The sequence below is a fragment of the Streptomyces gelaticus genome, from assembly GCF_014649535.1.
GTDB lineage: Bacteria > Actinomycetota > Actinomycetes > Streptomycetales > Streptomycetaceae > Streptomyces > Streptomyces gelaticus.
Map to the genome: position 1 here is coordinate 1 of NZ_BMTF01000031.1, position 14967 is coordinate 14967.

Annotated in this window: 12 protein-coding genes; 3 read left to right on the top strand and 9 right to left on the bottom strand. The window is 71.1% G+C overall.

The genetic code is table 11. The annotated features are described in order from the left end of the window. The 5 genes from IE107_RS30480 to IE107_RS30500 form a co-directional block, all read right to left on the bottom strand. The coding region (locus IE107_RS30480) for a non-ribosomal peptide synthetase (RefSeq protein WP_189547597.1) at positions 1-2797 on the bottom strand (2797 nt) is incomplete at its 3' end. A 114-nt stretch (positions 2798-2911) separates the two neighbouring features. Further along, positions 2912-4180 (bottom strand): glutamate synthase-related protein, encoded by a 1269-nt coding sequence (locus tag IE107_RS30485; protein ID WP_189547598.1) that lies wholly within the window; start codon positions 4178-4180, stop codon positions 2912-2914. Continuing rightward, positions 4177-5193: an asparagine synthetase A gene (locus IE107_RS30490; RefSeq protein WP_189547599.1), complete on the bottom strand. Its 1017-nt coding sequence runs from the start codon at positions 5191-5193 to the stop codon at positions 4177-4179. The genes IE107_RS30485 and IE107_RS30490 overlap by 4 nt, the downstream gene beginning before the upstream one ends. Next, positions 5190-6596 (bottom strand): methylaspartate mutase, encoded by a 1407-nt coding sequence (locus IE107_RS30495; protein ID WP_189547600.1) that lies wholly within the window; start codon positions 6594-6596, stop codon positions 5190-5192. Before IE107_RS30495 ends, IE107_RS30490 begins: the two co-directional genes overlap by 4 nt. After that, on the bottom strand, positions 6593-7045 hold the full coding sequence (locus tag IE107_RS30500) for a cobalamin B12-binding domain-containing protein (RefSeq protein ID WP_189547601.1): 453 nt from the start codon (positions 7043-7045) through the stop codon (positions 6593-6595). Before IE107_RS30500 ends, IE107_RS30495 begins: the two co-directional genes overlap by 4 nt. A gap of 261 nt (positions 7046-7306) precedes the next feature. On the opposite strand from IE107_RS30500, the gene IE107_RS30505 reads away from it, so the two are divergent. Then, positions 7307-7588 carry a hypothetical protein gene (locus IE107_RS30505; protein ID WP_189547602.1) on the top strand — a complete coding sequence of 94 codons (282 nt, stop codon included), beginning with the start codon at positions 7307-7309 and terminating at the stop codon, positions 7586-7588. Between the two features lie 142 nt (positions 7589-7730). Then, entirely contained in the window at positions 7731-7943 is a 213-nt protein-coding gene (locus IE107_RS30510; protein WP_093549323.1) for an MbtH family protein, read from the top strand. Positions 7944-8197: 254 nt separating this feature from the next. Here the strand turns inward: IE107_RS30510 and IE107_RS30515 are convergent, their stop codons facing one another. Beyond that, positions 8198-9124 carry an ornithine carbamoyltransferase gene (locus IE107_RS30515; RefSeq protein WP_189547603.1) on the bottom strand — a complete coding sequence of 309 codons (927 nt, stop codon included), beginning with the start codon at positions 9122-9124 and terminating at the stop codon, positions 8198-8200. A 162-nt stretch (positions 9125-9286) separates the two neighbouring features. Further along, complete coding sequence (locus IE107_RS30520) at positions 9287-10651, bottom strand: helix-turn-helix domain-containing protein (protein WP_308434266.1); 1365 nt, start codon at positions 10649-10651, stop codon at positions 9287-9289. Between the two features lie 596 nt (positions 10652-11247). Between IE107_RS30520 and IE107_RS30525 the strand changes: the two genes are divergently transcribed. Next, the gene (locus IE107_RS30525; protein ID WP_308434267.1) at positions 11248-13941 is read left to right on the top strand and encodes a BTAD domain-containing putative transcriptional regulator; all 2694 of its coding nucleotides are present in this window, start codon (positions 11248-11250) and stop codon (positions 13939-13941) included. 137 nt (positions 13942-14078) lie between these two features. Here IE107_RS30525 and IE107_RS30530 read toward each other — a convergent pair whose 3' ends face one another. Both IE107_RS30530 and IE107_RS30535 read right to left on the bottom strand, forming a co-directional pair. Continuing rightward, positions 14079-14357: a hypothetical protein gene (locus tag IE107_RS30530; protein WP_189547606.1), complete on the bottom strand. Its 279-nt coding sequence runs from the start codon at positions 14355-14357 to the stop codon at positions 14079-14081. 139 nt (positions 14358-14496) lie between these two features. Then, a complete protein-coding gene (locus tag IE107_RS30535) occupies positions 14497-14883 on the bottom strand; it encodes an ATP-grasp domain-containing protein (RefSeq protein WP_189547607.1) in 387 nt (128 codons plus the stop codon). Positions 14884-14967 lie beyond the last annotated feature (84 nt).

The window sequence follows — 14967 nt, forward strand, 5'->3', positions numbered from 1 at the left end:
GGAAACTCGGGTCACCGCTGGTGTCCGTGCGCAGGACCAGAGTGTTGACGAAGAAGCCGACGAGGTCGTCGAGCGCCTGGTCCGTTCGGCCGGCGATCGGCGAGCCCAGCGGGATGTCGTGGCCCGCACCCGAGCGGGAAAGCAGCGTGGACACCGCCGCCTGGGCCACCATGAACACCGAGGCACCCGACTCGCGCGCCAGCTCGGCGAGCGAGGAGTGCACGTCCTCGGAGAGGTGCACGGTGTGGGTGGCGCCCCGGTAGGAGGCGACGGCCGGCCGCTGCCGGACGGCGGGCAGGGTGACCTCCTCGGGAAGGCCCGCCAACGTGCTGCGCCAGTAGTCGAGTTGGCGGGCGGCGACGCTTTCCTGATCCGCCGGGTCGCCGAGCACGTCACGGTGCCAGAGCGCGTAGTCCGCGTACTGGGCGGGCAGCGGCTCCCAGGCGGGGCGCTCACCGCGCGAGCGGGTCGCGTAGGCGGTGCTCAGGTCGCGCATGAGCGGCTGGTAGGACCAGCCGTCGGAAACGATGTGGTGCATCACCACCAGAAGTACGTGGTCCTGCTCGCCCAGACCGAACAGCCTTGCGCGGAAGGGCAGATCGGCCGACAGGTCGAAGAAGCGCTCGGACTCCTCGATGAGCAGCGCGGCGACGCCTTCCTCGGTCGCCGGAGTGACCGGCAGCTCCACCCGGACGCTGTCGGCGGGCAGGATCCGCTGGTAGGTCTGCCCCTCGGCCTGGCCGAACACGGTGCGCAGGCTCTCGTGCCGCCCCGCGACATCGGTGAACGCGGACTCCAGGGCGGCGAAGTCCAATTCACCCCGAACCCGGACGGCGAGCGGGATGTTGTAAGTCGCCGACGGTCCCTCCAACTGGTCGAGGAACCAGAGGCGTTGCTGCGCGGCCGAGAGCGGCAGCGGCTCCGGGCGCTCCTGGGCGGTCAGCGCCGGACGGGCGGACTCGCCGCCGCCGGTGGCGACGTACTCGGCGAGCAGTGCGACGGTCGGGTACTCGAAGAACTGTCGCAGCGTCAACTGGATGTCGAGGACGGTGCGCACCCGGCTGACCAGCCGGGTCGCCAGCAGCGAGTGGCCGCCGGAGGTGAAGAAGTCGTCGTCGATGCCGATCGACGGCAGGCCGAGGGAGTGGGCGAACAGGCCGCAGAGGACCTCCTCGACGGGGTTGCGCGGGGCCCGGCCGCCCGGCGTCGCGCCGACCCGGGGGGCGGGCAGTGCACGCCGGTCCAGCTTGCCGTTCGGGGTCAGCGGCAGGGTTCCCATCGGGACGACCGCCGAGGGCACCATGTACTCGACGAGCTCCTCAGCCGCGTGGCGGAGGAGTTCCGCCCCGTCCAGGACGCCTTCCTCGGCGGGTACGGCATAGGCGACCAGGCGCTTGTCGCCGGGCCGGTCCTCGCGGACGATGACGGCGGCCTGGGCGACGGAGGGGTGGCGGACCAGTACGGTCTCGATCTCGCCGAGCTCGATGCGGTTGCCGCGCAGCTTGACCTGCTGGTCCGCGCGGCCCAGGAACACGATCTCGCCGTGCTCGTTCCAGGCGGCCAGGTCGCCGGTGCGGTACATGCGGCTGCCGGCCGGTCCGTACGGGTCGGCGGTGAAACGCTCCGCGGTCAGGGCGGGCAGCCGGCCGTAGCCCTGGGCGAGGTGCGGCCCCGCGACGTAGAGTTCGCCGGTCTCGCCCGGGGCGGTGTGGCGCAGCTCGGCGTCCAGGACGTACATGGCGGTGTTCGCCATCGGGATGCCGAGGTGCAGCCGGTCGAGGGTGCGCACCTCGGGGGTGAAGGCCTGGTAGCTGCAGAAGACGGTCGCCTCCGTGGGACCGTAGACGTGCACGAACGTGGTGTCCGGGCAGTGGTCCAGGGCCCGTTGGAGGGCGGTGGCGGGCAGCACGTCGCCGCCGGTCCAGATCTCGCGCAGCTGTGTGAGGGCGTCGATCGCCTCGCTGGCCATGGCGTCGAAGAGGGCGGTCGTGAAGTAGGCGGCGGTCGCCCCGTAGCGGATGATGGCGTCGGCCAGCTCGCCGATGTCGACCTTCGGGGCGGACAGCACGACGGCCAGTCCGCCGCGCAGCAGCGGCACCCACAGCTCGTAGGTGGAGGAGTCGAAGGGCAGCGGCGAGTAGGCGAGCACCCGCTCGTGGGCCGCGGCGCCGAAGCCCGGGTCCAGGGCCAGTTCGACCACGTTCCGGTGCGTGTTGACGACGCCCTTGGGGGTGCCGCTGGAGCCTGAGGTGAACATCATGTACAGCGGCTGGTCCGGGTGGACCGTGACATCGGGTGCGGTGGTGGCCGTGTCCGCCGTGGCGCTCGTGTCGTCGAGCCGCAGGGCGGGCAGCTCGCCCGCGAAGCCGGTCCCGTCGGCCGGGCGGTCGGTCACCAGGAGGGTGGCCCCGGTGTTGCCGAGGATCCAGCCGAGGCGCTCCTCGGGCTGGCGGGGGTCGAGGGGGACGTACACCCCGCCGCTCTTCATCACGGCCAGGACGGTGATGACGTAGGCGAAGGAGCGGTCGAAGAGGAGGCCGACCGCGTCGCCGGGCCGTACGCCCTCGGCGACGAGCCGGTGTGCGAGGGCGTTGGCCGCGCCGTCCAGCTCCCGATAGGTCAGACGGCGGTCCTCGCGGACGAGGGCGACGGCCTCCGGGGTGCGGGCGGCCTGCGCGGCGAAGAGAGCGTGCAGTGCGCCCACGGGCAGGTTCTCGGCCGTGTCGTTGTACGCGGCGACGTGCGCGGGAACGCCGACGCCGGGGGAGAGAACTGGATCGGTTTGCGGCTGGAACATCTCGACACCTTCTCGGTAGCTCGGATCTCGTGGTCTCGCGGCGTGCCGGGAGACCGACGGAGCCACGGTGGATGACGTGCAATGGGTGCGAAGCGGAGTGGTGGAGCGGGGGGATCAGCCGGTTCGGGAACCCGTCGCGGCGTCGGCCGGCAGCAGGACGTCGTCCGCTTCCAGGGCGTTCACGTGGTACTTGCCGACGGAGCTGATCAGCAGCCGGATTTCGAGGGCGATGGACTCGGCCAGCCGGACCAGTCCGGCCTCGGCGTCCTCGTCCACGGCGAGCAGTGCGGCCCGGCCGAGGCCGACGGCGCGGGCGCCGAGCGCCAGCGCCTTCACGGCCCTGCTGCCCTCCCAGATCCGCCCGCTGGCGAGCAAACAGTGATCGGTGCGGCCGATGCGGGTGAGGCACTCGCCGAGCGGGAGCCCGACCTGGCCCAGGAAGGCCGTCGGCGCCCAGGCGGTTCCGCCCTCCGCGCCGTCCACGGTGACGGAGTCCGCGCCGGCCGCCCAGGCGGTGGCTGCGGCAAGGGCGATGTCGCGCCCGGGGTGCAGCTTCACCCACACCTTCACACGGGGGAAGTTGTTCCGCATCAGCCGGATCTGCTGGCGCAGGATCTCCTCGGTGAAGGTTCCGGGGCTGCTGATCCGCAGCACCGAGTCGCTGTCGGCGCCGAACACCTCGTCCATGGCGTACTGTTCGGCGACCCGGTCGCCGGCCTCGCGGCCCAGGACGGTGAGACCGCCGAGCCCCGGCTTGGCACCCTGGCCGACCTTCAGCTCGAAGGCGAGCCGGCCGGTGGCCAGCAGCGGCTCGGAGACCGGGTCGCTGTAGACCAGGTTCCACACCTCGGCGTCCGCGTCCTCGGTGGACTGCTGCACCACCACACCGCCGTGCTCGTCGTCGGCGGCGGCCGTGTAGGCGGCGATGCGGCCGAGCAGTGGGGAGACCGCGGCGTCGGCGGCGGCGCGGTAGCCGTTGACCGGCACCACGTTCTCCCCGATGACCATCGGGATGCCGAGCTGTCCGGCCTGGCGTCCGGCCGCCTCGCCCAGGTCGTGGCTGGCGACCTGGGTGGAGCCGAACGCGGACACGTAGAGCGGCAGCCGGGAGGTGAACCCGCCGAGCAGTGTGTCCAGTTCGACGTCCGGGTACAGCGGTTCACGGGCCAGCTCGATGAGCTTCTTCAGCCGCTCCGGCATGAACACCGGAGGTACGATCCTGGCGCGTTCCAGCAGGTCGTACGGGTCCTGGCCGGCCGGGACCGCGCCCAGCACGCTGCTGCCGTAGGACTCCAGCGCGGGGAAGACCGCGGCCGCTCCGGCCCTGGCACGGTGCCGCACCTGTTCCTCGGGGAAGCCCGCGGCGCTCAGTACCGTGCTCATGCCGACATCACTCCGGGGAGCTTCGGGTAGGCGCTGGCCTCCCAGGCGGCGGTGCGGCCGGTGACGTACCGGGTGAAGCGCTCCAGGCCGATGCCGAAGCCGGAGCTGGCAGGGATGCCGCGGCGGGCCAGGTCGAGGTACCAGCCGTACTTCGCGGGGTTCTCGCCCGTCTCGCGCATCCGGGTGACCAGGGCCGCGTAGTCGTGCTCGCGCTCGCTGCCGCTGGCCAGTTCGCCGTAGCCCTCCGGGGCGATCAGGTCGAAGTTGCGCAGGACGCCGGGGCGGTCGGCGTCCTCCTGGTCGTAGAAGCCGCGCGAGCCCTTGGGGTAGTCGACGACGAAGAACGGGCGGCTGGTCTTCGCGGAGAGGATCTCCTCGCCCTCCCAGTCGATCTCGGCGCCCGGGTCCTGCGGGTGGCCGAGCGCCACCAGGCCGGCGGTGGCCTCCTGGTGCGTGGTGCGGTCGAACGCCCCCTGGACCACCTCCCGGAAGGCGTCCCGGTCGCGGCCCAGGAGCTCCAGGTCCCCCGGCATCTCGCGGACCACCTCGTCGACGACGTGGGCGACGAGCCGCTCGGCGAGCTCCATCGCGTCCTCGCGGCGGGCGTCGCGGATCTCCACGTCGATCTGGTGGAACTCGGCGAGATGGCGATGCGTGACGGCCGTCTCCAGTGGTTCCAGGCGGACGTTGGGCGCGATGTAGAAGATCTTGTCGAAGGCCAGCAGCGATGCCTGCTTGTAGAGGATCGCGCTGGTCATCAGCTTGTACTTGTGGCCGTAGAAATCGACGTCCACCTGTTTGGAGCCCCGGATGCCCGGGTCGGTGACCGGTCCGATGACCGGCGGCAGCAGCTCCTGGAAACCCTGCGCGGTCAGGAAGGCGCGGGTCGCCGCGAGCATACGGCTCTGCACGCGCAGTGTGGCACGGGTCGGCTCGGCGATCAGGTGCTGGTCGGGAGAGGCCGGGAACGAGGGCGCGACGCGGCCGTGGGACTCGGCGATCGTGCTGGTCATGATGCTACCTCCTGGGTGTGCTGCCGATGGGCTGCCGGGAGACGGGCCGCCGTGGGGAGCGAGGGGCGGGAAGCGGACGGGGAAACGGTGCGGTCGTGCCGGCGCTGTACGAACGACAGGGCGTCGAACAGCCCGGCGGCGGTGAGCCGCCGGCCGCGGTCGCGGACGGGCCCGAGAGGCATCGCCCCGATCTCGGACCAGGTGAGGCGGCCGGACCCGTCGATGTGGCTCCGGGTGCGGCCTGCGTTGTCGGGGTGCAGGCAGTAGGGGACGTCCAGGTATCCGCGGGCGAAGGCCTTCAGCAGGGCCTGGCCCAGGTCGTCGTCCAGGTTCAGCACGGCGTCCACCAGGGCACGGGCCTCTGCGTAGACGGCGTTGTCCGCGGGGTCGGTGTGCGGGACGGGGGCGCTCCCGGAGCGGTCGCCGATCGCCGAGCGGTGCCGGGCGGCGGCCCGCGCGGCGACCCGCAGGGCCTCGACGTTCTCCGCCACGGTCGGGATGCGGTGCGCCTCGGCCGCGGTCTTGACGATCAGCCGGGCCGCCCCGGTCTCCACGGCCAGTTCGGCCGACCGTTCCAGGAGCTCCAGCGAACCCTGCCGGGTCTGCGGGTAGAGGCCCATGTAGGTGTAGAGGACGATGTGCCAGTCGGTGTCCGGCAGGAATTCGCCGGCCAGGCGGTGCAGTGCGCGCATCGCGTCGCGGTCCTGGTCCGCGTTGGTCTGCTGGGCGTAGCTGAGCGAGATGCTGCGCAGCCCCGCCCGGTGGAAGAAGAGCGCCTCCAGCGCGCTGATGGCGACGAGCAGTCCGGGCGGGCAGAGCTGGCCGAGCATGCAGCCGCCGAAGGTCTCCAGGTGCGGTTCCGCGCCGGTGCCGCGCAGTGCGGCCAGGACCTCGCAGGCCTCCTGCCAGTTGCGTACGGAGTCCAGGAGCGGGGTGCGTCCGTAGGGCAGGCAGTAGGAGACCGGTCCGCCCTCCGTCGCGTCCAGGCCGAGCCGGGCCAGCGCGGACACGATGCGCTGGGGGCGGGCCGAGCCGTGCCGGATCTGTACCGGGAATCCGGCGTCCCGGACGCCGTCGAGGACCCAGCGCGAGGTGTGCGGGCTGTAGGAGGTGATGGGGAATCCGTTGAGCGGGACGCCGCCGTTCAGGGCGCGGGCCGCGGACGCCTCGTCGTTGACCCGGGTGTAGCTGTCGATCGTCATGGTGCCGACGACCGCGTCGGCCGCTCCCTTGGTGGCCAGCAGGCCGGCCCTCATCAGCGCGGGGTCGGAGAATCCCATGCGGGGCTGGACCACGAGTGTTCCGCGGGCCCGCGCCCCGGCGACGAAGCGGCCGAAGGAGAGCGGTCGCCGGTGCACCGTGGTGCGGCTCCCGGGGGCCGCCTCCTGGACCGGCGCGGTCATCGTTCCACCTCCTTGGGGAGCGAGTCGACGTAGGACTCGAAGGCGGCGATGTCGACGCCGTCCTGGAAGACCGCGTCGAACCCGGCCCTCATGAGGGCGTCGGCCTCTTCCTCCCCGTCTCCGGACACGCCGAGCTTGCCGCCGATGACCGCGGGCAGGCCGGCGAGCTCCCAGCGCGAACGGATGGCTCCGATCAGCGGCTCGGCGTCGTGGAAGCCGTGCCCGTTGACGCTGCTGACGACCAGCAGGTCGGGCTGGAACTTGCAGCAGGACTCGACGATCTCGTCCTCGGGCACACAGGAACCCAGATTGACGACCTTGTGCCCGAGGTCTTCGAGCAGCAGTTGGATGTAGATGAGATTCCAGGTGTGCGCATCGGATTGCAGTCCGGTGACAACAACATCCAGCGGCCCGGATCGATGACGAGCCGCCCATTCCGCAGGCTTCATTGTTCGCTTCGTCCACATCATTGGATGACAAGGGGAGAAAGAGATCCAGGCTTTCCCGGAACTCCCTTTCGGCCACAACCGTAGATTCGCTCCGGAGGCGTTTCCGGCGTGAGCGGCGGCAACTGGGCGGCAGCAGAGGAGCAGTTGACCGCGAGCCCGGTGCCGGGCGGCCGGCGGGGCGTGAGACTGGCGGCACTGCACCCGCAGAATTCAGCGCCCGGCCCCGTGTACACCGCCGGCGAACGACCGAGGAGTCATGACATGGCAGAGACCGGCCACAGCGTCCGTGCGGCGGATGTGCTCGCGGACGTCCTGGCGGAGGTACGGGAACGGGTCGACCGGCGGGAGGCGCTCGGCGAGGCCCAGGTCGCCGTGCTCGAAGCCGCGGTGAACATCGTCCGTGCGGGCCAGCCCGGGTTCGAGGTGATGCCGGTGGAGCGTTCGGAGCTGGTGCGCGAGGCGCTCGGCGCGGTGCGCGCGGCCACCGTGGCGACCGGGGTCGCCCTCACCTACGCGCACCGGACGGCCCGCGTACTCACCTGAAACCGCGGTCCGGGATGCCGCCCATCTGCCTGGACTTCTGCCCGGTGGACCGGCCCGCGGCTCCTAGCATTTGATGCAGCCGAAACACTCAGAAGCACCTGACGACATTCACGTACGACATCGTCCAACCGAGGTGGAAATCATGGCAACCAACCCGTTCGAGGACTCCCAGGGCCGCTATGTAGTGCTGGCCAACGAAGAGGGTCAGTATTCGCTGTGGCCGGCCCGGATCCAGCAGCCGGCGGGCTGGGAACTGGTGAAGGACGAGGGCAGCAAGCAGGAGTGCGGAGAATTCATCGAGGCGAACTGGACCGATATGCGTCCGCGTTCGGTGGTTGCGGCCATGGGTGGCTGACCCCATCGGTTGTCCCGTCCCCCGGAGGGCGGGTGCGAGGCGCAACGCATACGCCCCGCACCCGCTCTTTTCCGTGCCCGCCTCCTTCGTACAGGGAACGGGGCGGCGTCCGTACGCCGGATAGCAAAGGCTCCTGGCGGACATGGTGTCTCGGCATGAACCCATGTCTGCCAGGAGCCTGTGCTGCGGTGATCAGGTGATGCCGGTGGCCGCGGTGAGGGCCATGAGGCGTGCGGGCGGCCGCGGTGCGGGGATCAGTCCTGGATGCCGCGTACGCACCACTCCAGGACGGCCGCGGCGGCGGTCATCTTGTGGTGGGCCTGCCGCCAGGCCCGGCTCGACGGGCCGTCGAGCACCTCGTCGGTGACCTCCTCGCCGCGGACCGCGGGCAGGTCGTGCAGGAAGACGGTGCGCGGGCCCGAGAAGCGGTCCAGGAACGCACGGTCGATCCGGAAGCCGTCGAAGTCCTTGAGCCAGTCGGGGTTCTCCTTCGTCACCCCCATGGTCTGCCACCGGCTGGTGTACACCGCGTCGACCGGCCCCTCGACCTCGTCGGCTGTCACGACCTGGCTCACCAGGGCCTTGCCGCAGCTGAGTTCGGCCGCCAGGTCCAGGGTCTCCTTGGGCACCTCGTATCCGGCCGGGCACAGCAGGGTGAGGCGCAGGCCGGGGGTGAGGGCCGCGGCGAGCGCGAGGGCCGCGCCCGAGCTGTTGCCCTCGCCGACGGCGAGCAGGTGCAGTCCGTCGAGCGATCCGAACTCCTCGGCCAGGGTGGCGAGATCGGCGATGGCCTGGGTCGGGTGCTCGTCCAGGCTCAGGGCGTTGACGACGGCCAGGTCCTCGCTGCTGCCGAGCCGGCGGATCTCCTCCACGTCCCCGTTGGTGCGTACGACGAGGGCGTCCAGGTACTGCCCGAGCACCCGGGCGGTGTCCTCGACCGTCTCACCGGTGGTGAGCTGAAGCTCGTTCGGGCCGAAGGTGATCACATCGGCGCCGAGCCGGGTCGCCGCGCTCCAGAAGGACGTCCGGGTCCGCGTCGAGGACTTGCGGAAGTAGAGACCTACCTGGCGTCCGGCCAGCGGCTTCGGCACGATGCCGTCGCGGCCGAACGTGACGGCACGCCGGACGAGGTGGTCCAGCTCGGCGGGCGTGAGGTCGGCGAGGGAGATCAGGTTGCGCATGGGTGAGGTGCCTTTCACGAGGACGGGAACAGGGTCGGGCGACAGAGCGGGAAACGAGAGGCCCCGGGTGACGCGGTGGGGCGGGAGGGACACGGAGGGAGGCGCGAGGGATGCCGGCCGGGAAGCGCGCGAGCCTGCCCGCACATCCCGGCGGGCCGGTCGTCATTCGGCCAGGGCGGCGGCGAGAGCGGCGGGCGCCGTCTCCTGCTCCGCGTCGAGCACCGCGCGGACCAGGTTCAGTACGGTGAAGCCGACCGGGTCGCCCGCCGTCGTGGGGAGCCGGCGGATCAGGCCGCGGACCAGCAGGGCGTGCACATCACGGGCCGTCTCGGCCAGGGAGGTGCCACAGGCCCGCGCGGCGCCGTCCACCGTCCACGGGTCCTCCAGCGTCGCCAGTGTGCGCAGCAGATCGGCGGCCTGCGGGTCGAGCCCGGTCACGGCGGCGGTGAGCCGCTCGCCCAGGGTGGGGCCGGCGGCGGGATCGGCGGGTGTGACCCCGTCGAGCAGGACCAGCGGTGTGGTGCGGGCGATGTCCAGGAGCTGCTGCGGGGAGTACAGCAGCAGCCACGAGGCGGCGGCCTCCAGTGCCTGCGGCATGCCGTCCAGGGCCCGGCAGATATGGGCCACGGTGGTGACGACGGAGTCGGTGGGGAGGAAGTCGGGCCGCATGTAACTGACGTGGGAGAGCGTCAGCTCCAGGGCGTGCCGGTCCGCGACGAGGGAGCCTCCCACCGGCTCGGCGGCGAGATCGGCGGCGGTCGGCACCGCGAGCGGAGCCAGTGGCAGCAGCCTGCCACCGGGCAGCTGGACCGGCCGGTCGGTGGTGGTGAGTATTTTCAGGCGCTCGCAGGCACGCAGCAGACTCAGCAGGCGAGGGGTGACAGATGGTGACGCATCGTGACCATCCAGCACGATCAAGGTCGCCTTGGACCCTATGAGCGCGGCGAGTTCCTCGAATTCCTCACCGTCGCGGACGAGTGCGCGCACCCACCCGGTCACGGTCGCCTGCGGATTGTTGGGGTCCGCCGCGGCGGTCTCGGCGGTGTCGTCGAGGGAGACCCACAGCACCGGAACCCGGTCCCGGGCGTGAATCACCGAGGCGGCCTCCTGGGCGAGCCGGGACTTTCCCACTCCCGGCAGACCCACCAGGGTCAGCAGCCGCTCGTGGTCCGTGCGCAACCGGGCCGTCAGCGCCTCCAGTTCGGGGCGCCGGCCGATCAGCGGGCGCAGCGGAGGCGGTGGTGTGGCGAGGTCCGTTCCGTAGATGTCCTGGAAGACGCGCCCCGCGGCCTTTGCATCGACGGCGAGTTCCAGCTCGACACGCCGCGCGTCGCTCAGCCTCATGGCATTGGCGAGCAGCTTCAGTGTTTCCCTGCGCGGGTGCTGGACCCGGCCGAGTTCCAGGTCGCGAATGGCTCGCACGCTCACTGTGGAAAGTCCGGCGAGCTGTTCCTGAGTGAGTCCCGCCCGCCGGCGCGCATTCTGCAGCAGAAAGTCGAGCCCGGGTGCGGGCTGGGAATTCATCATTGTCTCCTCGGTCTCCACATGCTCAGAAAACGCAATGGCCGGTTACCCGACCGCCCGTGACTGTCCGGAACGCATGGTCCGGGCCAGGTTCTTTCCGGTCCGCTCACGCTCCGTACGCTCCGCACTGTCCGTGGCAGCGAAGGCCTGCCGTCGATGAACAGACTCCATCGAGCCATTCCCGAACTCTTCCCGGTGCAGTACCGCCAGTTCCTCCCGCAGCGGATACGATCGCTTCGCGCTGGTGAAGCGCTGCGGCTGCGCAGAGTTGAGGGGGAGGATGCGTGTCAACTGCAGAAGAGTTTCGGCTGCGCTTCAACATTCTTGGCCCGATAGAGGGGTGGTCCAACGGGACGCGTCTTCGACTCGGCGGTGTCATACAAGAGCGAGTTCTGGCCACTCTGCTTCTGGAGCCCGGAAAAGTGCTTCCGGTTTCCCGGCTGGTCGAGGCGGCCTGGGACGAGGAACCTCCGACGACCGCACCCCACCAAGTACGCAAGGCAGTCGCGGATCTCCGAAGACGGATACCCGGAGGTGCCGATGTCCTCGTCACCGACGGGCCGGGCTATCGCGTGGCCCAGGAGCAATGCGAAATCGACGTGGCCGAATTTGGCCTGCTGATACGTGAAGCCAAGCACGCGGCGTCCGAGGGCCGCACGGCCGAAGCCGCCGAAATACTGCGCGGCGCCCTCGCGCTCTGGCGGGGCCCCGTCCTTTCGGGCGGCGGCGGGCCGGTCATCGAAGCGGCTTCCACCTCCATCGAGGAGCGCCGGCTGACCGCGGCGGAGCAGCTCTTCGAACTCCAGCTCTCGCTCGGCGACGCCGCCGAACTCATCGTGGAAATGCGGGAACTGGCCCAGCAGCACCCCCTGCGCGAGTCACTGCGCGGCCAGTTGATGCTCGCCCTGTACCGGTCCGGGCGGCAGGCCGAGGCCCTGGACGAGTACGGCAAGGTACGCGAACTCCTCGCCGAGGAACTGGGCATCGACCCCGGCCCCAACCTGACCAAGCTGTACGAGGGAATCCTGCGGGAGAGCCCCGAACTGGCCGGTCCCGATCCGGCCCCCGCCGCCCCCGTCGTCGCCGTGGCGCTGCCCGCCGAACCGCCCAGCACCCTCCCCTACGACCTCACGGACTTCACCGGGCGGGACCGGGAACTGGCCGAGATCCTGCGGGGCGCCGGGAGCGGCGGCGAGCAGGGCCCCCAGATCGTGGCCATCGACGGCATGGGCGGCTGCGGCAAGACCTCGCTCGCGGTGCGTGCGGCGCACCGCCTCGCCCCGGACTACCCGGACGGCCAACTCCACATCGACCTGCGTGGATACACACCGGGCGACCAGCCGGTGACCGCCGGAATCGCGCTCGACACCCTGCTGCGGGCGGTCGGTGTGCCGGGCAACCTCATCCCCGACGACGTGCCCGCCCGCACGGCCCTGTGGCGTGCCACCCTGGTCGGCAAGCGGCTGCTGATCCTCATCGACAACGCGGGCGACGCCGCCGCCATCCGTCCGCTGCTGCCGCTCTCCCCCGGCTGCCTCGTCGTGGTCACCAGCCGGGCCCGTCTGGTCGATCTGGACGGCGCGCAGTGGATCTCCATCGGGGTGATGGAGCCCGAGGACAGCGCGATGCTGGTGGCCGAGACGCTCGGTGCCGAGCGCGTCGCCGCCGAGCCCGAGGCGGCCGTGGAGCTCGCCCGGCTCTGCGGCCACCTCCCCCTCGCCCTGCGGATCGCCACCGCCCGGCTGCGCAACCGCCCCCGCTGGACACTCCAGTACCTGGCGGAACGGCTGCGCGACGAGACCCGGCGGCTCGACGAGCTCAGCTCGGGGGCCCGCAGCGTCTCCGCCACCCTGCGCCTGTCCTACCAGGCCCTGGACGAGGAGTGCCGGAACGCGTTCTCGACGCTGGCCCTGCACCCGGGCAGCGACATGGACGTCCACGCGGCCGGTGCGCTGCTGGGCTCCTGCGCCCGGGACGCGGAGGACCTGCTGGAGATGCTGCTCGACGTCCACCTCGTGCAGCAGCCGGAGATCGGCCTGTACACCTTCCACGACCTGGTCCGCAGCTTCGCGCAGAGCCTGCTCGTCGAGGCCCCGGAGGACTCCGCGGCGGTGGAGCGGCTGCTGGGCTACTACCTGACGGCCACCGAGGTGGCGTGCGATCTCCTCTACTCCGGGCGGCGTCGGCGCAGTACCGGGATCGAGCCCTCCACGGCCGAGCTGCCCGACCTCTCCGCGCCCGAGCAGGCACGGAAGTGGTTCCTGCGCGAGCAGACGTCGCTCCTCGCGGCCGTCACGCTCGCCGAGCGCAGGGGTCACGACCGCTATGTGGTGTGTCTGGCCCGCAATCTCGTCTTCCAGCTCAACGACCTCGGACTCCTGGAGGAGTTCGGCGAGCTGAGCCGGGTCGCGGTCGCCGCCGCCGGCCGGTTGGAGGATCTGGCACTGCTGGGGGTGAGTCTGTCCAACCTGGGCGTCGCCTGCTGGAAACTCGGCCGTCTCTCCGAGGGCCTCGAAGCCGCCCGCAAGAGCCGGGACGTCGCGGTCCGGCTCGGTGACCTGCACACCCAGGCGCACAGCGAGAGCATCCTCGGCCAGTTCAACAGCCTGCTCGGCGATTTCTCCGCGGCCCTGGGCCACATGGAGACGGCGATCGCGCACGAACGCGACCTGGACATGCCCCGAGCGGAGGCCGAGAGCCTCACCATCCTCAGCACGCTCTACGAACAGTGGGGACGGTACGAGGAGGCGCGGGACGCGGCCCAGCGGTCGGCCGAACTGAGCCGAAAGCTGGGGCAGCACGAGGGACTGCCCGGCGCCATCACCGATCTCGCCTTCGCCCACGTCGGCCTGGGTGCTTACGAAGAGGCCGACCGCTGCCTGACGGAGGCCCGCGCACTGTACGGGGACGCGGGCAACGAGGTGAACCTCGCCCTGACCCTGGCGCTGTCCGCCGATGTGGAGAACCGGCTGGGCCGGCCGCCCCGCGTACCGGACCAGGCGGAGCTCGCCCTCGACATGATGCGGACCAACTCCTCGCCGCTGCGCCGGGCCAAGGTGGAGAACGTGGTGGGCCGGCTGCGCCGCCGGCAGGGCGACGCGACGGGGGCGCTCGCACTGCACACGCATGCGCATGAACTCGCCTCGTCCCTCAGCTACCGCATCGAGCAGGCCTACGCGCTCGCGGGCATGGCCGACGCGCTCGGGGACACGCCGGACGCGACCCGTTACCGGGCGGAGGCCGAACAGCTCTTCACCGACATGGGTGTGCCGGCGGAACACCGGCGCAGCTGACGACCGCCCGCGCCCGACGTACGCCGGAACAGTACGTCTGCACCCGCGGCCGCCCGGCCGGTCCGCCGTCCCTGGACGCACAACAGCGAGCCCCGCACCGTGACTCCGGTGCGGGGCTCGCGTGCAGGGGCGAGGGATCACATGACGGGGGACGTCGGGCCCTTGTCGTCGTCGGTGCCCAGCGTACCGACGACGGTCGGGCCCTTGTCGTCGGCGAGCACGTGGGTACCGATCACCGTCGGGCCCTTGTCGTCGTCGGTGCCCTGCGTGCCGATGACCGTGGGGCCCTTGTCGTCGGCGACAACCTGCTGAATGCTCCGGGAGTCGTTCGACTGCCCCGCCTCGACCGCCGTGCCGATACCGAAGGCCAGCGTCGCGGCGGCGATCCCGAAGATTCCAGCAAGCTTGCGTCCCATGTCCCGCCCCTAAGTGGTGTTTGTGAGGTTTCGCGGTGTTCCGCTTCCTGACACCACTGATGTTGCTGATCGGCGTTCCCGGTCCGTTCCTGCCCCGATACCGCCGCTGGGAACTGCCGCGGGAACGGACCGGCAACGGCTATTCCACGTCGAGCTGACAGGCGGCGACCCGCGGCCCGAGGGGGGTGAGCACCACACGCGTACGGGCCGTTCCCGACTCGTGACCGGCCAGGTCGAGCAGCGATCTGACGAGGGAACGGAGCACCGCGCGTTCCGTCTCGTCCAGGACCGCCGGGCCGGTGCCGGCACCGGGCGGCCACTCCACGATCCCGGCCACCGTGTGCATGCCGTTCTCGGTTCTGGTCTCGACGCTCACCTGGGGCCCCTCCCAGGACTCCGGCGCGGTGTACGGATGGGACTGGACACCGGACGCCACACGCTCGGCCCACCGTTCCACGGTGGACAGGTCCTGGAAGGCCTGGCGGAGTTCCGTCCCGTCGGGCGAACGATCCCTGGGGTCCTTCACGTGAGTACTCCTTACTGCAGACAACTACGGAACGAGCCTTGCCTGTCCGGCTCCCGGTTCCCTCCCGTTCCGTTCCCGCTCTCT